This is a genomic window from Roseospira goensis (assembly GCF_014197795.1).
Classification (GTDB): Bacteria; Pseudomonadota; Alphaproteobacteria; order Rhodospirillales; family Rhodospirillaceae; genus Rhodospira; species Rhodospira goensis.
Map to the genome: position 1 here is coordinate 1 of NZ_JACIGI010000026.1, position 22,689 is coordinate 22,689.

The following is a 22,689-nucleotide window of genomic DNA, read 5'->3' on the forward strand; positions in this document are numbered from 1 at the left end:
TCGGTTATAAACCGAATTCGCACCGGGCTGGGGGCATGCCCCCAGCCCGGTGCAAGCGCGGCTCACCCAGTCTCACATCTGCCTGGACCTACACAGGGGCGGCGCCTCCACACGGCGCCGGAGGTTGATCTGCCATGATGGGCGGGCACGGCCCGCGCGCGCAAGAGACCCCATGCCGCGCGGACCGGCCCGTTCTGCGTGTCACGAACAGCCGCTGGTCGCTCCGCACGTGTCGCACTTGAGGCAGGTGCCATTGCGGACCAGCGTGAAGTTGCCGCATTCGGCGCACGAATCGCCCTCGTACCCCCTCATGCGGGCTTCCCGGATGCGGGCCATGGTGGCCTCGCCCCCGCCGGGGACGGCCGTGACCCCGGCGCCGCCGCCGAACCCGCCGGCCGCGACCGCGCTGACGGCGCCGGCCTGGCCGACCATCGCACCACCGCCGGCCTCGGCACCGACGGCGCGGGCCTCGACCGTGGCCGCCGTCCGGGCTCCGGCGTCACGCTCGTGGCCGCGACCGGTGCCGTGCAGCACATACAGGTTGGAGCGCACGTAGCCCGCCGACACGGAGCGCGGCAGCGCCTCCTCCTCCCAGTCCTCGGCAAAATCGCCCTCGTCGTTGCCGCGGCCCAGCGTGTCCGCGCGCAGGTCGTCGGGCTGGACGTGCGCCAGATCGTTGCGGCCCAGGTAGGAGATGGCGATCTCGCGGAACATGTAGTCCAGGATCGAGGTCGCCATCTTGATCGCGCCGTTGCCCTCGACCATGCCCGACGGCTCGAAGCGGGTGAAGGTGAACGCCTCCACGAACTCCTCCAGGGGAACCCCGTATTGGAGACCGATCGAGATGGCGATGGCGAAGTTGTTCATCAGCGAGCGGAAGGCGGCCCCTTCCTTGTGCATGTCGACGAAGATTTCGCCGAGCTTGCCGTCCTCGTATTCACCCGTGCGCAGATAGACCTTGTGCCCGCCGATCACGGCCTTCTGGGTGTACCCCTTGCGCCGGTCCGGCAGGCGACGGCGCTGGGTGCGGTGCACGACGCGCTCCACCACCCGTTCCGCGACCACCGCGGCGCGCTCGGCGGCCGGCGCCTCGGCGACCGCCTCGATCAGGTCGTCGGCGTCGTCGTCCAGCACCTGGGCGTTCAGCGGCTGCGACAGCTTGGAGCCGTCCCGGTACAGCGCGTTGGCCTTCAGGCCCAGCTTCCACGAGGTCCGGTAGGCGCGGTCGCAGTCCGCGATGGTGGCGTCGTTGGGCATATTGATGGTCTTGGAGATCGCCCCCGAGATGAACGGCTGTGCCGCCGCCATCATCTTGATGTGGGCGTCCATCGACAGGTAGCGCGTGCCCAGCCGCCCGCAGGGGTTGGCGCAGTCGAACACCGGCAGGTGTTCCGGCTTCAGGCCGGGGGCGCCCTCCAGGGTCATGGCACCGCAGACGTGGGTGTTGGCGGCCTCGATGGCGGCGCGCGAGAAGCCGAGCGCGCCCAGCATGTCGAAGCCCGGGTCGGCGAGCTGCTCGGCGGTGAGGCCCAGCACGCGGGTGCAGAGGTCCTCGCCCAGGGTCCAGACGTTGAACACGTAGCGGATGTCGAAGGCGCTCGCCAGCGCGTCCTCCAGACGGGCCAGCGCCTCGTCCGTGAAGCCCTTAGCGCGCAGGGCCGCATGGGTCAGCGCGCCCTCGCCCGCCGGCGCGCCCTCCAGGGTGCCGTGACCGGTGGCGTAGCGGCCGACGGCGGCGATGGTCTCAGGGTCGTAGCCGAGCGCCCGCAGACCCTGCGGCACCATGCGGTTGATGATCTTGAAGTAGCCGCCGCCGGCCAGCTTCTTGTGTTTGACGATGGCGAAGTCGGGTTCGATGCCGGTGGTGTCGCAGTCCATCACCAGGCCGATGGTCCCCGTCGGCGCGATCACCGAGACCTGGGCGTTGCGGTAGCCGTGGGCCTCGCCCAGCGCCAGGGCGCGGTCCCACGCGGCCACGGCGGCCTCAACCAGATCGGCCTGGGGACAGGCGGCGTGATCGAGCGGCACCGGCGTGACCGACAGGCCCTCGTAGCCGCTGAGCGCCCCGGTGGCGGCGCGGCGATGGTTGCGCATGACCCGCAGCATGGCGTCGGCGTTCTCGGCGTAGCGCGGGAAGGCGCCCAGTTCCTCGGCCATCTCCGCCGACGTGGCATAGGAGACACCGGTCATCAGCGCCGTGATGGCGCCGCACAACGCCCGGCCGGCGTCGCTGTCGTAGGGCAGACCGCTGGCCATCAGCAGGCCGCCGACATTGGCGTAGCCCAGGCCCAGGGTGCGGTAGGCGAACGACCGCTCGGCGATCTCACGCGCCGGGAACTGCGCCATCAGCACCGAGATTTCCAGCGCGATGGTCCACAGCCGCACCGCATGGGAGAAACCGGCGACGTCAAAGGATCCGTCCGCCCCGCGGAACTGGATCAGGTTCAGGGACGCCAGATTGCACGCCGTGTCGTCGAGGAACATGTACTCCGAGCACGGGTTGGAGCCGTTGATGCGCCCGCCCGCCGGGCAGGTGTGCCAGTCGTTGATGGTGGAGTCGAACTGTAGCCCCGGGTCGGCGCAGGACCACGCCGCCTCGCAGATCTGGTCCCAGAGCGCGCGCGCCTTCATCGTCTTGGCCACCGCGCCGTCGAGGCGGCGGGTCAGTGTCCAGTCGCCGTCGCGCTCCACCGCTTCCAGGAAGGTGTTGGTGACCCGCACCGAGTTGTTGGAGTTCTGTCCCGAGACGGTCTGGTAGGCGGCCGAATCCCAGTCGGCGTCGTAGGTCTCGAACTCGATGGTGACGAAGCCCTGGCGGGCGTACTGAAGGGCGCGCTGGATCACGTTCTCCGGCACCAGGGCCTTGCGCGCCGCCAGCACGGCCTTCTTCAGGGTCTTGTTGGCCTTGGGCTCGAACCGATCGGGCGCATCGGCGGCGCCGTCCCACGCCCGGCACGCCCCCAGGATGGCGTTCAGGTGGTGGGCCAGCGTCTTGGAGCCGGTGACCAGGGCGGCCACTTTCTGCTCCTCGCGCACCTTCCAGGAGATGAAGGATTCGATGTCGGGATGGTCGACGTCGCAGATCACCATCTTGGCCGCGCGCCGGGTGGTCCCGCCGGACTTGATGGCCCCGGCGGCGCGGTCACCGATCTTCAGGAAGCTCATCAGGCCGGACGAGCGCCCACCGCCGGACAGCGGCTCGCCCTCGCCGCGCAGCGACGAGAAGTTGGTGCCGGTGCCGGAGCCGTACTTGAACAGGCGCGCCTCGCGCACCCACAGGTCCATGATGCCGCCGTCGTTGACCAGGTCGTCGTTGACCGACTGGATGAAGCAGGCATGCGGCTGCGGGTGCTCGTAGGCGGTCCCGGACGCCACCAGGTCGCCGGTGCGGTAGTCGACGTAGTAGTGCCCCTGGGACGGGCCGTCGATGCCGTAGGCCCAGTGCAGGCCGGTGTTGAACCACTGCGGGCTGTTGGGCGCGCCCATCTGGGTCGCCAACATGCGCCGCATCTCATCGAAATAGGCCCGCGCATCGGATTCGGCATCGAAGTAGCCGGCCTTCCAGCCCCAGTACGTCCAGGTTCCGGCGAGGCGGTCGAACACCTGGCGCGCGCTGGTCTCGCCGGCCGTACGCTCGGCCGCCGGACGGTCCGCCAGGGCCGCGTCGTCGGCCGCGTGACGCCACAGCCACTGCGGCACGTCCGCCTCCTCGACCGGCCGCAGCGCGACCGGCACGCCGGCCTTGCGGAAGTACTTCTGGGCCAGCACGTCGCAGGCGACCTGCGACCAGGCGGCCGGGACCTCGATGTCCTCCTGCCGGAACACCACCGAGCCGTCCGGATTGCGGATCTCGCTGGCGGTGTGCCGGAAGGCGATGTCGGCGTAGGGGTCCTGGCCCTCGGTCGTGAAGTGGCGGTCGATGCGCATGATGCGGGGTCCCCTGTCGCGAGCGTGATCGGTCGGCGCCCCCGCCGCCACGGGGGCGGACGCGGACGCCGCAGGTCTCATGAATGGCAACGGCCGGCGCGCGCCGCGCCAAGCCTGAGTCTCGGGAAACCCGGGGCGGACACTGGATATCGTGGTCGCCCCGGTGGATGGCCCCAAGACTATGCATCCCGGGGCGCGGTGGCAACAGATATATTGTTATCCACAGGATGTGGATAACCAAATATGGTGGCTGGGGAGGCTTGACAGGGGCCGGACCGGGCGGCGGCCCTGGGGCCGGCGCGGCGCTGCGGGCGCGCCATCCACAGGCATGCTCTGCCGGGCCGCGTCCGGCCGGCGCGTCACCCCGACGCGGCGGCTGGGGATCCGACCGACTCGGTCTCTCGACCGGACCCCGGCGCGGGACCGGCGGGGCCCCACGGACGGGGGGAGACGGGCGGCCCGTCCGGGCGCTACTGCGCGCCGCCGCCCGGCGCCGCCTGACCGGGGCCGCCTGGCCCCTGGGTCATGACCTCCTCGAAGCGGGCCATGGCCAGCTTGAGGCCGTTCACCCCCTTGTTGGCCTGGGTGCTGGCCGCGATGGCCTGGCGCGCAGCGTCCTCGGGAGTCCAGCCGCTGCCGCCGCCGTCCGACCCAAGCACGAACGACAACTGGCGCGACAACGCCTCGTACTTGGCGACGGCGTCCTTCAGGCTGCCCTCGGCCGTGGTGATGATGTCCCGCACCTCGGCCAGCCCGGGCCGGCGCGGATCATCCGACGGCAGCGCCTCCATGCGGCGGACCAGATCGGCCCGCACCGGATCGACCTGCCCGAGGATGTCCTTGGCCTTGGCGTGCTGCGCCTCGACCTGGGCGGCGATGCGCGAGAACTGCTCACGCGGCGCCGGGTCCGCCGGGGCCCCGGCCCCCTCGTCCGAGGACTCGAACGGCCGCACCCGGGCCGGCCGTGGTCCCTCCGGCAACGGCGCCGGCTCGGCCACCGGCGCCGGGGGCGGCGGCGCGGCGGCGACGGACTCACGTTGGGCGGGCTCGCGTTGGGCGGGCTCGCGGTTGGAGTCACGGCTGGAGTCGCCGGTGTCGGGGCCGCCGGCGATGCCGGTCGCCCCGGTGGCGTTCGGACGGCCGGGCCACGGCGGCACGGCCGGTTCGGGCGCAGAGGTCGCAACGGGTGCGGCCTGGGGCGCTGGGTCGGCGGTGGACGAACCCGGCCACGGGGGCACCGCCGGGTCCGGCGCGGTCGCGGCGCCCGGCGCTTCGGGCCACGGCGGAACCGACGGCTGGGGGGCGCTGACCGGCGCCGGCGCCCCCATGGGGCGCGGCAGGGGCGCGCCGGGCGGCGGCAGCTCCAGCGAGCGGGTGCGCGGCAGCAGACCGGCGGCGTAGGCGCGCGCCTGCGCGGGCGGCAGCGCGCCCGGCTGGAAGCTCGCCCCCGCGCCCGGGGTGCGGAGCGGTCCCCCCTGAGCATCCGGCGAGACCGTCGCGGCCCCCGGCGGCGCGCCGAGGGGCGCGGCCGGCGTCGGCGGCGCCGGCGGGGTGGAGATCTCGGGCTGACCCATCGCCGGCGTGATGGCGCGGTAGGCCGGCATCGGGCCGGCGTAGTCCGGATGCACCGTCACCGACGGATCCCCGGGCGGGCGCGCCAGCGGATTGACGGCCGGCGCCCAGTCGGCGGGTCCGCCGCGCCGGAACGGCCCGCTGCCGGCGGGCGGCAGCGCCGCCGGCCCGGTCGCCTGCACCGGCGGCGGCGACGGCAGGGTGCGCCCCAGGGAGTCGGACACGGCATCGCGTTCCGCCGGAGCGGCGGCGAGAGCGGCGGCCGGTGCCGGTGCAGACGGCGGCGGCGGTGCATCCAGCGCCCCCAGCCCCCCGCCGGTCGGCGCGCCCGGCGTTGGATCCGCCGGCGTCGAAGCGGCCGCCGCCCCGCCGATGCGCGGTTGCGGAGGGGGCGCCGGCACGGCCGGCAGAGGCGCGGTTGCCGCGGACGCACGCGCCGGCGGGGCAGTCTGCGCCGGACTCGCCGGAGCCGAACGAGTCGCCGGCACCGCCGGCCTCGGTGTCCAGCCCGGCGCGGCCTGGGGGGGGACCTGATCGGCGACCGGCACGGACGCCGGCGCGGCTGCGGGCGCCGGTGCCGGATCCCGCGCGGGCGGAGGCTCGGCCGGCGTGGCCGCGGCCGGCGCCGGCGCGGGCTCCGCCTCGGGCACAGTGGGCGGGGGCAGCGGCGTCGGGGTCCAGCGCGGCGCGGCGGGCGAGGAGTCCACCGGCGATGCGGGAGACGACTCCAGCGGTCGCGGTTGCGCGACACTGGACGCCGGGGCGGGGACCGGGGCGGACACCCCCGATCCGGGCGCGGCCGTGGCCGATGGGGCCACCGGCTCCGGCGCATCGGCGGGCGGAACCTCGGGGACGGCGGGAGATCTCCTCTCAGCGAGTCCCGCACGCGCAGGCTCCGGTGCAGCCCTGGGCTCAGGCCCCGGCTCGGGTCCCGGCCGCGCCACCACCACGGGCGCCGCCGGACCCACGGGGTCCGGACGCCCGTCGTGCGCCTGGGCAAGCCGCGCCTGGGTAAGCAAGGTGTGACCATGCTTGGTGATGGCGGCCGCCGTCTCCGACTCCGCGCGCAGCCGCGCCACCACCGTGGGGTCCACGGCCTCCAGGCCGGCCGTCAGCTCACGCACGATCATGGCGCGGCGCGCACGGCCGGCCGACAGAGCCATGATGGCCTCGTCGAGCTGCTCGCGGCGGCGCCCCTCGGCCGCCGCCCGTTCCTTGCGGACGACGGCAAGGAGGCCTGTCAGACGCCGCACTTCGGCCTTGGCCTGGTCGTACAGATCCTGCGCCTCGGCCCGCGTGCCGGCCGCCTGGGCGAGCATCGGGGCGGTCGTCGGCGTGGCGGTCGGCGTGGCGGTCGCGGGACGCTGTCGCGCCGGCGGCACCAGCGCCGCCGCCGCCGCATCGACCCGGCCCGCCTGGGCCTCGCCCCGGGCCGTCGCCGCCTGCGAGGTCAGCATGGCGGCCGCCGTCACGCCGGCGATCGGCATGCAGGCCACCATCGCCAGCGCGAGCAGGCGCTCGCGGGACCACGCCCCGCGGCGGCAGCCCCCGCCCCGGCCGCGCGACCGCGCCCCGTCACCCCGCTGTGCCCGCCTTGCCGTCACCCAAGCCTCCCCAGGGCCGTGGCCCGATCGCGTCTCGGGTCGTCGCCGGCCGACCAACCGGCTCGACCGCGAAGCTACGACAGAACCTTCAAAACGCTTTCCACGTTATTGTTTTGCCACATTATTGTCGGTATCACCAGTGACAAAAGGCGGGTCGCGTACCGGCCCTGCCTTGCTTCCGCCCGAAAGGGACGGCACACAGGGCGCCGTCTGCGGCATCCTCACCCGTCCCTCTCTTGCCCGAGCCCCGCCATTATGCCAGTGCATCGCCTCCGTCCCCGTCAAGTCCTGCGTGGCGCATCCGGTTGGAGACCGGCCCGGCAGCCCGGCAACCGGTCGCGCCTGGCATCGTCGCTGGCCGCAACCGCGGCGGCCGCGGCGCTGACGGTGGCCGCGTCGACGGCGCCGCCGATTGGCCCGACTCCGGTGCAGGGGGGGCCCCTCGACGACCGCCCGCGCATCGAGTCGGAGCAGGCGGTGCTGCGCTGGCTGGACAAGTCGACCGCCCGAGTCGACCGCATCACGGTTCCGGTTGAGGGGACCGTGACCCTGGGCGCGCTCGACGTGACAGTGCGCGCCTGCCGCCGCACCGCGCCGGACCAGCCCCCCGAGCACGCGGCCTTTCTGGAGGTGCGCGAGACCCACCCGGGAGAGGCGCCGCGCAAGATCTTCCAGGGCTGGATGTTCGCGTCGAGCCCCTCGCTGTCGGCCCTGGAACACCCGGTCTACGACGTCTGGGTGCTGGAATGCGTGGACGCCGCCCCGGACAGCCCCGCCAGTTCCGACTCCACCGCCGCCGGCTCGCAATAGAACCGGCCCCACGGCTTGGCCAGCGCGTCGTCCAGCCGGGCGTGGTACAGGCCGCGCGGGATCTCCACCGCGCCGAAGCGGCTCAGGTGCTCGGTGATGAACTGGGTGTCCAGCAGCCGGAAACCGCCGGCCCGCAGGCGGGCCACCAAGTGGCACAGCGCCACCTTGGAGGCATCGGTGGCGCGCGAGAACATGCTCTCCCCGAAGAACGCGCCCGCCAGCGCCAGGCCGTAGAGCCCCCCCACCAGCCGGTCGCCCTGCCAGCATTCGACGCTGTGCGCCATGCCCCGGTCGTGAAGCGACAGGAACAGGGTCTCGATCTCGTCATTGATCCAGGTGTCCGGCCGGCCCGGCACCGGTGCCGCACAGCCCTGCACCACCGCGGGAAACGCGGTGTCCACCCGCACCTCGAACGGCCCGCGGCGCAGCGTCTTGCGCAGCGAGCGCGGCACGTGGAACGCCTCCAGCGGCAGCACCCCGCGCATGTCGGGGTCGACCCAATAGACCTTGGGATCGTCACGCCCGCGCGCCATCGGGAACAGTCCGGAGGCATAGGCACGCAGCAGAATGTCGGGGGTGATGTTGAACACGGGGCACGGCGGGGCTGGATATGGGAGCGGCGGAGCGAGGACGACGGCGGCACCGGCCCGGACCGACCGTCGCCCGTGCCACCTGCGCGGCGGATGAAGCGGGCGCGCAAACGCCGTCCTGACCCTCTGGTTTAGAGAGCCGATCGCGATCGGCTCTAGTTTATGGCGCTCAGGCGTTCCTCGCGCAACTTGTCCCGGTAGGCGGTCAGGTAGCTGCGGAACTTCTCCGCCTGCCGGATCTTCCCGCCCACCGAGGCGATGTCGATCACACCCGATTCCGGCGTCGCCGTCACCAGGTCGAACGCATCCTGGAACGGCGTGCCGTCCAGCGTCTCCAGGTAGCGCTGACGCAGCAGCGACACGCCGGTCTCGTCGCCGGCGAGCGTGAGGGCCGTCGCCCAGTCGATCAGCCGGAAGGCGTCCTTCTCGGCCAGCCCCTCGCCGTCCGGCGGCGGCGACGGCACCAGCTCGGCCAGCGCGCGCGCGGCCTCGGCCCAGTTCTGGTCGCGCCAGTGGATCTCGGCGCGCAGCACCCGGGCGTCCTCGCTGGGGTCGTTCTCCAGCAGGGCGATGGCCGCCGCGGCATCGCCGGTGTCGGCCAGGCCACGGGCCCGCAGGTGCCGGCGCTGCCGCTCCAGGCGCTCGGGCAGCGGCGCGAAGCGGGTCTTCTGCAAGGCGTCGAGGGCGTTCTGGGGCTGGCGGTTGAGCAGATAGACCAGCGCCAGGCGGGCGCCCACCTTGGTTCGGTCGAGCCCCTTGAGGCGGTAGCGGATCTGGCGCTCCAGCAGGGCGGCGGCCGGGTCCAGCAGGTCCACTGCCACCAGGCGGTCGGCCAGCCGGCGGATCATCTCGTCGCCCTTGTCGCCGGTCGGGGTCAGCTCGCGGAACTCGTCGAACAGAGCGATCGCCTTCAGCGGCGCCATGTCGTTGGCCGCGCCCTCCAGGAACAGGGTGTCGAAGACCGCGCGCATGGTCTCGGTCAGCTCCTCGGCGCCCGGCCGCTCCTGGAAGTACGACGCCGCCAGCCGCAGGGTGCGCAGCGCATCGCCGTAGCGCTGCTGCTCCAGGTAGAGCGCGCCCAGATCCTTGAGCAGGCTGTATTCGAAGTCGCCGCCGCGCCAGGCGAAGCGCAGGCCCTCCAGCCCCTGAATCAACGCGTCGGTGTCGATCAGGTCCAGGCGGTGTTCCAGGTCCAGGCGGTCCCGGGTGGCCAGGGCCGCGTGCCGGCGGCTGTAGCCCGCCTCGGCCTCCCGCCACGCGGCGATGGCGGCCTCGAACGCCCCGGTGCTGGCCAGCAGCTTGCCTTCCAGGTACTGGATCGCCGCCTCGTCGTGGGTGGTGTTGAACTCGGGATCGCGCGCCGACTCCAGGAACGTGTTGGCCGCCAGGTCGTCGCCGGCCTCGATGGTGGCATCGGCCGCCACCAGCGCCAGCGGAATGCGCACGTCCGGCGGATAGTTCTCCAGCACCGCCCCGGTGGCCTCCAGAACGGCCGCCTGCAAGCCCGCCTGCCCGAGCCGGGACTGGGCGGCGGCGCGCCAGAAGGCGGCCTCGTCCACATCCGCGAGGCTGGGGTGGCTGAGGTCGTCGACCGCCTGGCCGTCGCGGTGCATGAGGAAGCGGGTGGCGCCCCGCAGCGCCCGGAACGCGGCGGTGTTGACCATCTCCGTGTGGTCCGCTGCGATCGCCCGCAGAACCCCCAGGGCCTCCGGCGCATAACCGTTGGCGAAGTAGAACCGTGCCAGCTCCAGACGCGCCTCGCCGCGCTGGCTCTCCGGGGCCATGGCGACGGCATAGCGCAGGTCGTTGAGGACGGCCTGGAAATCGCGGTCGCCCGAGTCGCGCCGCCACCCCGGGATGTCGAACACCGCCTTGAGGGCGCCCTGCCCCAGGGTCGCCAGCGTCTCCAGGCGACCGCTCTCCGGCGACAGGATCAGACCGCCCTCGGCGGTCACCTCGGCGCCGCTGCGGCTGGAGCGCATCTCGATGCGGTCCGAGTGCGGCACCACGACCACACCCTGGGCGGTCACCGGGAGCGTCACCTCCGGGAAGCGGCGTTCGGGATAGACGCCATGGCCGAGCTGAATCAGCGGCAGCACGAAGAACTGGTCGCCGCGCTCCGGATCGCGCACCGGCACCACGCGTCCGCCCTCCACGACGGGCAGCAGCAGGCGCGCGCCCACCGGGGAGTTGACCTGCGGCTGAACCGCCACCGGCCGCTCGGGCCGCAACGGGCGCTGCATCAGGTCGACCACCCACAGCAGGCCGTCGCGCCGCAGCGACGGATTGAACCCCGGCGCGGTGGTCAGGCGGACCAGGGTCGAGTCCGGCCCGACCCGGACCTGCTCGACCGAGCGCACCACACCCGCGCCGGCCCGGCGCAGCAGGTCCAGATCGACCTCCTGGAAGCGGTCGAACACCACCCAGAGATACCCGGCCCGGCGGAACACGGCGGCCGCGGTGGGCTTGTCCCACGAGAATCCAAGGCTGACCACGGCCGGGCGGCCATCACCGGCGCCGGCCTCGTCGGTGTTGCGCACGGCCTCGGCCAGGCGCTCGGCGATCGCGGCCTCGGCACCGGGGCTCAGCGCCGCGCCACGATCCGTCCCCACGCCGGCGCCGGCGTCCGCGTCCGCGCTGGCATCGGCCGGCGCGTCGGGGGTGGGCTCGGCCGGCGGCGCCGCGACCGACGCCGGCACCGGCGCCGCCAACGGTGCATCGGCCGCGTCCTCCACAGGTCCCTCAGCTCCCTCGACGGCCCCGGCATCCGGACGCGCCGCGTCCGCCGCGCCCGTCCGGGGTGCGATCGGTGCCACGGGCGCCGGTTCGGCGGCCGGTTCGGGCTCGTCGGCACCCGCGGCCGTTTCGGCGGGTTGCGGCGGCGTCGCGCCGGGCGGCGGCAGGGTGACGTCCAGCACCACCTTCGGACCCGCCGTGAACGCGCGCGGCGACGCCCCGGGCGGGATGCGCATCGCGAACACGCTCGCGTCGTCCTCGACCGCCGTCGTCAAATCCGTGAAGCCCTCGGGCAGGTCGCCCCGGATGCGGTCGAGCGACAGCGGCACGGCCCGGTCGAAGCGCACCGTGACCCGGTCACCCTCGCTGTCGACCGCATAGTCCACGGACCGGGGCCAGTCGAACACGATGCGCTGGAAGCCGTCATGACTGCCGGTGCGGACGCGGATCGGGCCGGGCGCCGCGGCGGTCGGCGCGGCCGCCGCCGGGGACTCGGCCGGCGCCGGGGCAGGGGTCGGCGCCGGGGGCGGCGCGGCCGGACCGCCGACCAGGTCGATCACCACCCCGCTGCCCAGGGTGAACACCCGCAGCGTGAAGTCGTCCTTCAGTAGCATGGTAACGGTGCGGCGGTCGCCGGAGACCTGCACCGTGTCGACGTAGGCGTCGAGCCGGCCGGGCACCAGCGCCACGTCGGCCGGCACCGGAGCGTCGAACGCCGCCACCAGACTGCCACCCCGGATCTCCACCGTGTAGCGCACCGGCACGTCCCAGCGGAACACCATGCGGCCGTAGCCGTCGTTCGGCGTGGCGATCACGTCGGCGGCCCGGGCGGGGGCCGACCCGGGGCCAAGGCCGGCCACGACCCCGGCGACCAGCAGCACCAGAAGCAGCAGTGCGCGCAGCACAGGGCTGGTCATCCCGCGCCTCCCTCGGGACGGTCCGGCAGGATGACGATATCGACCCGGCGGGCCAGGCGCGCCCGCTCCGACTCCGCCACCTCGGCCAGGGCGCCCTGGCGGGTGTCGGCATGGCCCCACACCTCCAGCGGCGCGGCGTAGCCGGCACCACGCAGGCCGTTGGCCACCGCCGCCGCGCGCGCCAGCGACAGCTCCCAGGTATTGGCGAACGGGCTGTCCGGCCCGGGCGCTTCCGGGCCGGTGTGGCCGGCCACGGCAATACGATTGCGCAGGTTGGCGAGCAGCGCCCCGAGTTCGGCCACCACCGGCCGCGCCGTCGCGGCCACGGCCGCCTGACCGGGATCGAACAGCAGATCGGCGGGCAGCAGAACCACCAGGCGGTCGTCGAGCCACTGCACCAGCGTGCCCGCGAACCGGGGGTCGTCGGCAAAGGTCGTCTCCAGCACCGACGCCAGATAGCCGAGCCCCTGCCCCGGCGGGCGCACCAGTCCCTCGACGCCGACGGCGGGGCCGTCGGAGGCGTCATCCACCACCCGGTGCGGATTGAAGGTCTCGGTCAGCGAGGCCGACAGGCGCTCGAACGCCTCGATCTTGAAGGACGACATGGAGAACATCAGCACGAAGAACGCCAGCATCAGGACCACGAGGTCACTGAAGGTCACCATCCATGCGGTGCTGCTCGACGAGGTGTGGCGTCGCGGGCCGGTCATGGTTCCATCTGCTCCGGGAGCGGCCGCGCGGCCGCGCCCGCGTCCTCTCCAAGCCCCGTCCCGCGGCCCGGCTGACCCGGCCCCGGCGGCCCCTGATCGCGCATGGTAGCACCTTCCCGGCCGGGTTGGGGACCCTGCGCGGGCGCCGCCGGCGCGGGGCTCGCCGGGTCGCGCGGCGGCGGGTCGATCGGAACGGCGTCGGCCGGCGCGCGGCCGAGATCCGGGTCCCAGCGCGTGACGTCGACGACCCGGAAGGTCAGCCGCAGCCACGCCGGATCGCCCGGGGCCAGCCCGACGATCACCGATCCGGGCGCGGCCCCGCGCGCCGCCATCGTGGCGCCGAAGACACCGGCGCGCCGGGTCGCGAGATCGTCGCCGGACACCGGCAGGCGCCCCGGTCCGGGCCCGGTGTCGCCCTCGGGCGCGGTCTGCAGCACCACGGCCATCTCGAACCGCCGTCCGGTCGGCGCCCCGGCCAGGGCGGCCACCACGCTGTCGAGCATGGCCGCGCGCCGGTCCCGCAGCCGGGCGGCGCCGGGTTGGAACACCGCCTCCGTGCGCAGCGCCAGTTCGACGGCGCGGCCCGGGTTGATGCGCTCGACCCGCACCGACGGCACGTCGGCGCGAAACAGGTCGGTGACCAGCGCGATGACCGTCTCGGCGGCGCGGGCCTGGCCGGTCAGGTCGTCCAACGGCAGCGGGCCGGGCCGCGCCTCTTCCGCGTCGCGTGACGCCGAGAAGGTGAGGGTCAGACTGTCCAGCACCGCGCTGGCGCGCTGGCGTTCCAGGCTGGACAGCGCATTGAGCATGATGAAAAACGCCAGCAGCAGAAGGTACAGGGCGAGGAACAGCGCGATCGAGCCGCGCGCCACCGGGGCCACGGCCCAGCCCCCCGGATCGCCGCCGTCGCCCCCTGTCCACGGGCGGCCCGGCGCACCGGGCGCGGACACCCCCGCAGACACCCCAGAGGCGCCTGACGGGCGGCGCGGCGGCATGCCCCCCGCCATGCTAGCGGACGGCACCGGTCGGGACGGACGCGCCGTCGGTCATCGCACACCTCCAGTCGCCGCGTCACGCCGCTTCGGCGCTGCCTCGGAGTCGGCGCCACGGTCCGTTCAGGATGGCATGGAGGCCCTAAACAAATGCTTTCGCCGTGGACCACCGACCCGGCGCGATCGTCCCGGCGCGATCATCCCAGCACGATCATCCCGGCACGATGGCCCCGGACCGGGGGGGCCTGCGGCGACACGGCAGCGGCACGACGGCATGCGCACCCGCGGGCGGCGCCGTGCCGGCGCGGCCTCGCGGACGGTCGGCCCAGCGGGCTCCGGCGACCGCCGCCCCGCTGATGGCGGGGCAACGGACCCCGACCGCGGGATCAGAAGTCGCCGAGGACGCTGGCCATCTTGGACTTCAGGGTCTCGGCGTTGAACGGCTTCACGATGTAGTTCGACACGCCGGCTTCCTTGGCCGCGATCACGTTCTCAGACTTGGACTCCGCCGTCACCATGATGAACGGCGTGCCCTTCAGCTTGGCGTCCGCCCGCACCTCGCGCAGGAGCTGGAGCCCGGTCATCGGCTCCATATTCCAGTCGGAAATGATGAGGCCGTATTCGTTGCCGGACCGCAATTGCTGCAGGGCCTGGCTGCCGTCCATCGCCTCGTCGATATTGTTGAAACCGAGCTGACGCAGCAGGTTCCGGATGATCCGGAGCATGGTCTTGTAGTCATCCACGATGAGGATGCGCATGTTATGATCGACGGCCATCGTTCTCCTCACTCGCGTACGCGGCGTCTCATCCACCCGATCCTGGACGCAGCCCGTCCCGGCTACTTAATGGAAGCGGACGCGCCCGTGCAAGTCCCCTTTTTGTGTCGCGGTTTGGGTGATCGGCGCCGCGGCTGCCGCGGCGCCCCGCCCGGGTGTCAGGGCAAGGCGGCCTCCTGCTCCGGGGCCATCGGATCGCGGCCGGGCAGAGCGCGCCGGCGCGCCAGTTCTGTGGTCACTTCCTTCGCCCGGGTCGGCGTCATCTCGGCCAGAATGGCGGCGGACGAGCGCTCCTTCATGTTCTCGATGACGGTCAGCAGGATCGGCATCTCAAGGTCATTGAAGATGCGCGCGGCGTCCTTCGGCTTCATGGTGGCGTAGATGCTGACGAGCTGGTCGATCTGGGCCTGTTCCTGGGCCGAATGCTGCTCCAGCAGGCCCTGGATGACGCCCTCAAGCTCCTTCAACTCGCCGATCCGGGTCTCGATACGCCGTTCGGCGGCCTGCAGCAGGGCCTCGCGATTGGTCAACTCGCGTTCCACGGCGTCCAGTTCCTCCCGCCGTTCGGCCAGCCGTTGCAGGAGGTTGATCTCGGACTGCGTGAAGCCCGGCGGGGTGACGCCGGCCGCGGCCTCGGCTGCCATGTCGGGAGCACCATTGGCGGGCGGCGGCGGCATGCCGCCGGGCGTGGCCGGACCGATCGGCTCGGCTTCCGGACCCACCCGCTCGGGCGCCGCCGTCACCTGCGGGGTGGGCGCCGGCGTGGCGGACCGGCCGGTCTCGACGGCCAGCGCCTGACTCTGACCGACATGGATGGTCGCCACCCAGCCGTTGAGATCCTCGTACAGCGCGCCGATGCGCACCGACAGCATGAGCACACCGGCGACGATCACCGCCTGAAGCACGCCGAACCGCGGCAGCCCGCGCCGCTGCGCCCGCCGGCTCCCGGCCAATGGCCGCGCGCCGGGGCGCTGGCGGGACCCGGCGGCGGCGCCTGTCGCGCTCCGGCCCTTCGTCCGCCCGGCGGTCCTGCTCCGGCTCGCTGCACTGGCCTGCGCCATCGGGATCCCCTTTGCGTTGGACATGCTCTTGCGTTGGACATGCTCTGCGGTGGGCATGGATCGGACCGCCCGGCACCGGGCCGCCCGCAAGACTGTCGAGCGCCACTACAGCAGAGAGGCGTTAAGAAACCTGAAATGCAGACCCGCCGCGGGGGCGGATCAGCGCACGGATTGAAGGGCGCGCAGGAGTTCGCGCTCGGCGTCGGAGCGTTCGTCCTCGACGAAGAAATCGTCGTCGGTGTCCTCAGTGACGGGCGCCGGCCGCTCGCCGCCCCCGGCGCGGCCGGGCACCGGCGGCGGCGCCGGCACCGACGGCCCCGAGGCCGGCGCCGCGCCCGCGGTCCCGCCCCCCCGTCCACGGCGTTCGCCGGGGCGCGGCGTGGCGCGGACCCCAGAGCCCGCCCCGCGCCCGGCGCGCGTCCCGTCCTCCAGAGTGCCGAGCACGCTCTCGGCCCGGTCCACCATGAAGGCCAGGTCGTCACGCAGCGTCTGGGCCTTCTCGACCCGGTCCTGCAACGCGCGGCCGGCGTCGTCGGCCGCCTTGCGCAGTTTCGGAATCCCCGATTCCGCACGGTGCGTGGCCTCGTTGAAGTTGCCGATCAGGCGCGCCAGTTCGTCGCGGTTGCGGCGCAGGTCGGCGAGCCGCCCGTTGAGGATCCAGGCGAAAACGATGGTCGGCACCAGGAGCGCGACGATGACGATATCGAGAATCAGGCTGAGGGACATGTTCGCCTCTCGTGCGCGGACCCGGGCCATCCGGCTGCCCCGCGATGGATGGGCGTCGGACTCCGGTCCGCCGGCGCGTCCGACCCGGGCGCCGGCGGCATGAACACTTGCGGCCTTGCGGACGCGACGACTGCGGCGCCGCTCACATCGGCTTGGCCTTCTGGGGCGCCTTTTGATCGACGCGGATGGCGATGTTGCTGCCGCGCCGCCCCATGCGGCCGGAGAACATCGGCACATCGCCGCAGCGCAGCATCACCGCCGAGTCCGGCGTGGCATTGAACATGATCTGGGAGCCGACCTCCAGATTGAGGATGTGGCGCAGCGGCAGTTCGACCTCGTCCAGGATGGCCTCCATCTCCACCTCGGTGAACCACATCTCCTCGGCCAGGTGGGTTTCCCAGATGGAGTCACGGCCGAACTTCTCGCCCATGAACATCTGCAACAGCAGCTCGCGCACGGGCTCCAGGGTGGCGTAGGGGATCAGCAGCTCCAGGCGGCCGCCGCGATCTTCCATGTCGATGCGCAGCTTGGCCACGATGGCGGCGTTGGCGGGCCGCGAGATGGTGGCGAAGCGCGGGTTGGTCTCCAGCCGCTCGAAGCGGAAGGTGACCGGCGAGAGCGGATCGAACGCCGCCGACAGGTCAGCGAGGACAACGTGCACCAATCGCTCGACCAGATTGCGTTCTATGGTGGTGTACGGCCGACCCTCGATGCGCATCGCCGCGGTGCCGCGCCGGCCGCCCAACAGCACGTCGACGATCGAATAGATCATCGAGGAATCGATGGTGAGCAGGCCAGAGTTGTCCCACTCTTCGGCCTTGAACACCGACAGCATCGCGGGCAGCGGAATAGAGTTCAGGTAGTCACCGAACCGCAGCGACAGGATATTGTCCAGCGAGACCTCGACATTGTCCGAGGTGAAGTTGCGCAAGGACGTGGACATCATCCGAACCAGCCGGTCGAACACCACCTCCAGCATCGGCAGGCGTTCATAGGACACCAGGGCGCTGTTCAGGATCGCCTGGATGCCCGACTTGTCGGCGCTGACCTCCTCGCTTTCGTCGAAGCCCAGCAGGCTGTCGATCTCGTCCTGATTGAGGACGCGGGTGCTTTCTCGGCCGGTCCCGCCGCCCCCGGCCTCACCCTCCTTGTCATCCTCCTCATCGCCGAGCATGGCTTCCCATTCGGCGGCCATGGCGTCGGACGTGCCGCCACCGTCATCGCCCGCGCCGGACTCGGCGGCCTCACCGCCCTCTTCCTCCTCCACCATGGCGGCCCATTCGGCCATCATGGCTTCCTCGTCTTCCTTGCTGACCTCGCGGCCGGGTTCGTCGGACGGCGTCATGGGGGCGGTGTCCTCGATCGTCGCTCGTGTGCGGTCGGACGACGGCGGCGCGGCCACGCGGGGCCGGGCTGCCCGGTCACTGGACCAGCATCTCCTTGAACAGAACGGCGTTCACGCGCGCCGGCCGGACCGCGTTGCCGACCCGGCGCAACAGCTCCTCGCGCACGCGGTAGATCCCGGCGGCCCCCTGAAGGTCCTCCACCCGCAGTTCACGCAGGAAGACCTGGAAGTTGTCGATGACGCGCGGCATGACCTCCTCGACGCGGGCAACGTCGGCCTGGCTGGCCAGTTCCAGACTCACCCTGACCTTCAGGTAATGCTGCTGGCGCCCGCCGGTGTTCAGGTCAACCACCATCTCCGGCAGGTCGTAGAACACGGTCTGGCCGAGCGCCCCGGCCGCGCCGTCGTGGCCGTTGCCGCCCCCCCCGTGGCCGTCGTCGGCGCTCTCAGCCTTGTCGCCGCCGGCCACCATCTCCATCACCGGATCGAGCACACCGGTGAAGAACGCCCCGGCCGCCCCGCCGATGACCAGCAGCAGCGGCAGGATGATGATGAGCAGCTTGCGCTTGCCGCCGGAGGACTTGCCTTCCTCTTCGAAACCATCGTCGCCGTCGGCGTCGTAGTCGTCTTCTTCCAGGTCGTCGGCCATCGCTCTTCGCATCCGCTCGCGGGCGCAGCCCCAGGGTCGGCGTCGCGACGGTCCTCCGTCCCGAGCCCACCGGGTCGGCGCCCCCGCTGCCTCGACAGACCGGAGGACGCCCGACGCGGCGCGTCCGCGTCCCGATACGCCCCCTCCGGCTCCGCAGAGGCTAGGGCGGCACTCCTTAAGATTTCGTTCAGCGGGTCGCGCCCCCGGCAAGAACTGCCCGGCAACGGACACCGGGGCGGCAGACGCACCGGGGGCCGGCACCGCCCGTGCCGCCGCGATCCACCGCTACGCTCTTGCGGGCATCGCTGGCACGCGTCCTGCATGACCCGTGGCGCGTCGGGCCCCGTGCGGGCCGCGCCGGCATTCCAAGAGGACCGTCGAGGCCATGCAGACACCCTCCTACATCGCCCTGTCCCGCCAGACCGCCCTGTGGCGCCAGATGGACGTGGTGGCGACCAACGTCGCCAACATGAACACGCCGGGCTACAAGGCCGAGGGCATGATGTTCTCCGAGTACCTGGCCCGCTCCCGCGGCAGCGAGGGCGCCGGCTCGGACAGGCTGTCTTACACCATCGACTTCGGCACCGTCCGCGACCTTGCGCGCGGGCCGATGGAGGCGACCGGCAATCCGCTGGACCTGGCCCTCAACGGCGAAGGCTATTTCGAGGTGGAGACCGACTTCGGCCGCTTCTACACCCGCAACGGCCGCCTGATGCTGGACCAGGACGGGATGATCGTGACCTCGTCCGGCCATCCGGTGATGAGCACCGACGACACCCCGTTCTTCATCGCCCCCAACGAGACCACCGTCACCGTCGCCCGCGACGGCACCGTCTCCACCGAGAACGGCGCCATCGGGCAACTGCGCGTGGTCTCGTTCGAGGACGAACAGGCGCTGCTGCGGGTTCAGGCCGGGATGTACGACGCCGGCGAGCAGGAGGCCCAGGACGTCGCCCGGGTGACCGTGGAACAGGGCATGCTGGAGGGCTCGAATGTGGAGCCCACGGCCCAGATCACGCACATGATCCAGGTGCACCGGGCCTACGAGTCGGTGCAGCGCATGATCGAGGCGGAATCGGAGCGCCAGAAGCAGGCGATCAAGACCTTCACCGGGTCGTCGGGCGCCTAGAGCCGATCGCGATCGGCCCGAGACCGGGACACAGCGAAGCAGGGGGTGGCACCCGGCCACGGCCGCCCCGGACAGTGAATGAGGCCGAGACCAAGGCCGAACGGCTCCCCGCCCCGCGCGGGACGGGTCGCAAAGCGGAACAGACGGGCGGAGGAGATCATGCGGTCGCTCAACATCGGTGCCACCGGCATGCTGGCGCAGCAGCAGAACGTGGAAGTCATTTCCAACAACATCGCCAACATGAACACGACGGCCTACACGCGCCGCCGCACCGAGTTCCAGGACCTGCTCTACCAGACCCTGCGCCGCGCCGGCTCCACCTCGTCCGACACCGGCGACATCGTGCCGGCGGGCGTGCAGGTCGGCCTCGGCGTCAAGACCGCCGCCGTCTATCGCATCACCGAGCAGGGCAGCATGCTCAACACCAACAACAGCCTGGACCTGGCCATCGAGGGCAAGGGCTACTTCCAGGTCGATCTGCCCTCCGGCGAGACCGGCTACACGCGCGACGGCTCGTTCCAGCTCAGCCCCGACGGCGAGGTGGTCACCCACGACGGCTACAAGGTCCAGGGCATCCAGGCGATCCCGAACGAAGCCGTCAGCATCACCATCAACAAGTCGGGCGAGGTGCTCTACAAGCTGGACGGCCAGAACGCGCTCCAGAACGCCGGCCAGATTCAGCTCGGCATCTTCCCCAACGAGGCCGGCCTCAACCCGGAAGGCGACAACATCTACACCGAGACCGAGGCCTCCGGCGCGCCCGCCGCCAACAACCCGGGCCAGCCCGGCTACGGCACCGTGCTCCAGGGCTTCCTGGAGACCTCGAACGTCAACGTGGTGGCGGAGATCACCGAACTGGTGAGCGCCCAGCGCGCCTACGAGATGAACTCCAAGACCATCACGACCTCCGACGAGATGATGTCCACCGTCTCGCGCATGAAGTAACCACCCCCGAACCAGCCGGACCGGTCTCCGTCCGGAGGGAGTCGCCATGATCCGCATCGCCCGCCCCCTCGCCGCCACCGTCGCCCTGCTCCTCGCCCTGGGCGGGGCCGCCGGGGCGCGCGCCAACGAGGTCGTGCTGAGCGCCCCGGCCCCGCCGGCCGGGACCGCGGACGGTGTGGCGGCACCCGCGCCGGCCGAACCCGATATCACGGCGCTGGCCGAAGCGCTGGTCGAGGCCGCCAACCGGCGGGAGTCCGCGGCCGCCGCACTCGCGGCACTGCCCACGGCCCCCGCGGCGATGACCCGGGACGGCCGCGCCCGCGCCACGTTGCGCCCCGAAACCACCATCGAGCGGCCGTTCATCCATCTGGGCGACGTCTTCGGGGATCTGCCCGAGTCGATGGCCTCGGTGCCGGTCGGCCACGCCCCGGACCCCGGCGGCCGTCTGGTGCTGGATGCCCGCTATCTGGCGGAGCTGGCCACCGAGTACGGTGTCGACTGGATGCCGGCCAGCCGCTTCGTGCAGGCGGTGGTTCACCGGCGCGGCTACGACATCGGCCGCGCCCATGTCCTGGAGGCCGTGCGCGCCCGTCTGTTGGAGGCCGGCATGCCCGCCGACGCCGAGGTCGACGTCAGCGTGCTGAACGTGCACGCCACCGTGGGCACCGCGGACGAGGCCCGCGTCACGGTGCGCGACCTGTACTTCGACGACCGGACCGGCCGCTTCAACGCGCTGGTCGACGTGCCGGCCGAAGGGCCGAACAGCCGGCCGGTGCGCCTGACCGGGTCCACCCATGTCTCGATCGAGGTGCCCGTGCTGGTGCGGCCGCTGCGTCGCGGCATGGTCGTGCGCGCCGAGGACGTGCGCTGGGACACCATGCGCGAGGGCAACCTGCGGCCCGACATCCTGCTCGACCCGGACGACCTGATCGGCAAGGCGGCGCGCAACGGCATCCAGGCCGGGCAGCCGGTGCGCGCCAACCAGGTGACCCCGCCCGAGGTGGTCGAGCGCAACGGACTGGTCACCATGGTGCTGGAGACGCCGTTCATGACGGTCACCGCCCGCGGCCGCGCGCTGGAGGCCGGCGCGGTGGGAGACACGGTGCGGGTCGCCAATGTGGCCTCCGACAAGGAGGTGCTGGCCGAGGTCACCGGCCGCAATGCGGTGCGGGTGCGGGCCGGCACAATGAGCGCGACCGTGAACTGAGGCCCGCGCCGCGGCCCCTAACCGGCTGGTAACCCCCGCCGTGCCATACCAGGATCCGACTGGATCGCACCGGGACGCCTCCGCCCCCGGACCGTCCCGATCCCGCCACCGGCGGAATCCCCCAGGGAGAAGACCGATGACCGCTCCGACCCGTTCCGCCCCCGCCATCCCGCCCGCCGGCGCCGGCCGCGGCTGGGTCCGGGCCATCGCCCTGGTGGCCGCCGCGGGCCTGCTCGGCGGCGCGCTGGGCGGCTGTAACACCCTGAAACGGCTCTCCGAGGTCGGCGACCCGCCGTCGATGACGTCGGTCGAAAACCCGACGCTGCAACGGGACTACAAGCCCGTCAGCATGCCGATGCCGACACCGGAGGTCGCCCAGCCCAACCCCAACAGCCTGTGGCGCCCGGGTGCGCGGGCCTTCTTCAAGGACCAGCGCGCCAGCGAGGTCGGCGATATCCTGACGGTCGTGGTCGACATCGAGAACGAGCGCGCCAATCTGGCCAGCTCGCTGAATCGCGGCCGCGAGACCGGCGAGGGGGCGGGCCTGGACAACTTCTTCGGCTACGAGGCCGGGCTCAGCACCATCTTCCCGAACGAGATCAGCCCGTCCAATCTGGTCAACTTCGGCTCCACCAGCGAGCATCAGGGCACCGGCGCCATTCAGCGCACCGAGACCGTCAATATCCGCCTCGCCGCCGTGGTGCTTCAGGTGCTGCCCAACGGCAACCTGGTGATCGCCGGCCGCCAGGAGGTGCGGGTCAACGGCGAGCTGCGCGAGTTGACCGTGACCGGCGTGATCCGGCCGCAGGATGTGCGCTCGGACAACACCATCGAATGGGACAAGATTGCCGAGGCACGGATTTCCTACGGCGGGCGGGGATCGGTGACGGATCTGACCGAGCCGCGCTACGGTCAGCAGATCTACGATATCCTGTTCCCCTTCTGACCGCGATCGCGGCGCGTGGCGGACACGACGGCCGGCCGGAGCTTCCC

The 22,689-nt window shown here is 72.3% G+C and carries 16 protein-coding genes; 5 read left to right on the forward strand and 11 right to left on the reverse strand.

Going from position 1 to position 22,689, the window contains the following annotated elements:
* Window positions 1-201 precede the first annotated feature (201 nt).
* Both GGD88_RS13695 and GGD88_RS13700 read right to left on the reverse strand, forming a co-directional pair.
* Window positions 202-3,927, reverse strand: a complete 3,726-nt coding sequence (locus tag GGD88_RS13695) for a vitamin B12-dependent ribonucleotide reductase (RefSeq protein ID WP_184436384.1) — start codon at window positions 3,925-3,927, stop codon at window positions 202-204.
* A gap of 470 nt (window positions 3,928-4,397) precedes the next feature.
* A complete protein-coding gene (locus GGD88_RS13700) occupies window positions 4,398-6,986 on the reverse strand; it encodes a hypothetical protein (protein WP_184436386.1) in 2,589 nt (862 codons plus the stop codon).
* 543 nt (window positions 6,987-7,529) lie between these two features.
* Between GGD88_RS13700 and GGD88_RS18920 the strand changes: the two genes are divergently transcribed.
* Window positions 7,530-7,913 carry a DUF2155 domain-containing protein gene (locus GGD88_RS18920; RefSeq protein ID WP_343056372.1) on the forward strand — a complete coding sequence of 128 codons (384 nt, stop codon included), beginning with the start codon at window positions 7,530-7,532 and terminating at the stop codon, window positions 7,911-7,913.
* On the opposite strand, the gene aat is transcribed toward GGD88_RS18920, so the two are convergent.
* From aat to GGD88_RS13750, 9 genes are all read right to left on the reverse strand, one after another.
* A complete protein-coding gene (gene aat / locus GGD88_RS13710) occupies window positions 7,829-8,503 on the reverse strand; it encodes a leucyl/phenylalanyl-tRNA--protein transferase (protein WP_184436390.1) in 675 nt (224 codons plus the stop codon). The two genes, GGD88_RS18920 and aat, sit on opposite strands and share 85 nt — an antisense overlap.
* A 155-nt stretch (window positions 8,504-8,658) precedes the next feature.
* Window positions 8,659-12,156, reverse strand: coding sequence for an ATP-binding protein (locus tag GGD88_RS13715; RefSeq protein WP_184436391.1), 3,498 nt, complete (start codon window positions 12,154-12,156; stop codon window positions 8,659-8,661).
* Window positions 12,153-12,866: an OmpA/MotB family protein gene (locus GGD88_RS13720; protein ID WP_184436392.1), complete on the reverse strand. Its 714-nt coding sequence runs from the start codon at window positions 12,864-12,866 to the stop codon at window positions 12,153-12,155. The genes GGD88_RS13715 and GGD88_RS13720 overlap by 4 nt, the downstream gene beginning before the upstream one ends.
* Window positions 12,863-13,816, reverse strand: coding sequence for a hypothetical protein (locus GGD88_RS13725; RefSeq protein WP_221237154.1), 954 nt, complete (start codon window positions 13,814-13,816; stop codon window positions 12,863-12,865). The genes GGD88_RS13720 and GGD88_RS13725 overlap by 4 nt, the downstream gene beginning before the upstream one ends.
* 428 nt (window positions 13,817-14,244) lie before the next feature.
* Window positions 14,245-14,634 (reverse strand): response regulator, encoded by a 390-nt coding sequence (locus GGD88_RS13730; protein ID WP_184436394.1) that lies wholly within the window; start codon window positions 14,632-14,634, stop codon window positions 14,245-14,247.
* A 158-nt stretch (window positions 14,635-14,792) separates the two neighbouring features.
* Window positions 14,793-15,587 carry a MotE family protein gene (locus GGD88_RS13735; RefSeq protein ID WP_246423769.1) on the reverse strand — a complete coding sequence of 265 codons (795 nt, stop codon included), beginning with the start codon at window positions 15,585-15,587 and terminating at the stop codon, window positions 14,793-14,795.
* A gap of 267 nt (window positions 15,588-15,854) precedes the next feature.
* Complete coding sequence (locus GGD88_RS13740) at window positions 15,855-16,421, reverse strand: DUF6468 domain-containing protein (RefSeq protein ID WP_184436395.1); 567 nt, start codon at window positions 16,419-16,421, stop codon at window positions 15,855-15,857.
* 142 nt (window positions 16,422-16,563) lie between these two features.
* Window positions 16,564-17,766, reverse strand: a complete 1,203-nt coding sequence (gene fliM, locus GGD88_RS13745; RefSeq protein WP_184436396.1) for a flagellar motor switch protein FliM — start codon at window positions 17,764-17,766, stop codon at window positions 16,564-16,566.
* A gap of 76 nt (window positions 17,767-17,842) precedes the next feature.
* Window positions 17,843-18,415: a flagellar basal body-associated FliL family protein gene (locus GGD88_RS13750; RefSeq protein WP_184436397.1), complete on the reverse strand. Its 573-nt coding sequence runs from the start codon at window positions 18,413-18,415 to the stop codon at window positions 17,843-17,845.
* A 385-nt stretch (window positions 18,416-18,800) separates the two neighbouring features.
* Between GGD88_RS13750 and flgF the strand changes: the two genes are divergently transcribed.
* The 4 genes from flgF (at window position 18,801) to flgH (ending at window position 22,642) form a co-directional block, all read left to right on the forward strand.
* Window positions 18,801-19,544 (forward strand): flagellar basal-body rod protein FlgF, encoded by a 744-nt coding sequence (gene flgF / locus GGD88_RS13755; protein ID WP_184436399.1) that lies wholly within the window; start codon window positions 18,801-18,803, stop codon window positions 19,542-19,544.
* Between the two features lie 159 nt (window positions 19,545-19,703).
* A complete protein-coding gene (gene flgG / locus GGD88_RS13760) occupies window positions 19,704-20,489 on the forward strand; it encodes a flagellar basal-body rod protein FlgG (protein ID WP_184436401.1) in 786 nt (261 codons plus the stop codon).
* 46 nt (window positions 20,490-20,535) lie between these two features.
* Window positions 20,536-21,696, forward strand: coding sequence for a flagellar basal body P-ring formation chaperone FlgA (gene flgA / locus GGD88_RS13765; RefSeq protein ID WP_184436403.1), 1,161 nt, complete (start codon window positions 20,536-20,538; stop codon window positions 21,694-21,696).
* Window positions 21,697-21,832: 136 nt separating this feature from the next.
* Window positions 21,833-22,642, forward strand: a complete 810-nt coding sequence (flgH, locus tag GGD88_RS13770) for a flagellar basal body L-ring protein FlgH (protein WP_184436405.1) — start codon at window positions 21,833-21,835, stop codon at window positions 22,640-22,642.
* Window positions 22,643-22,689 lie beyond the last annotated feature (47 nt).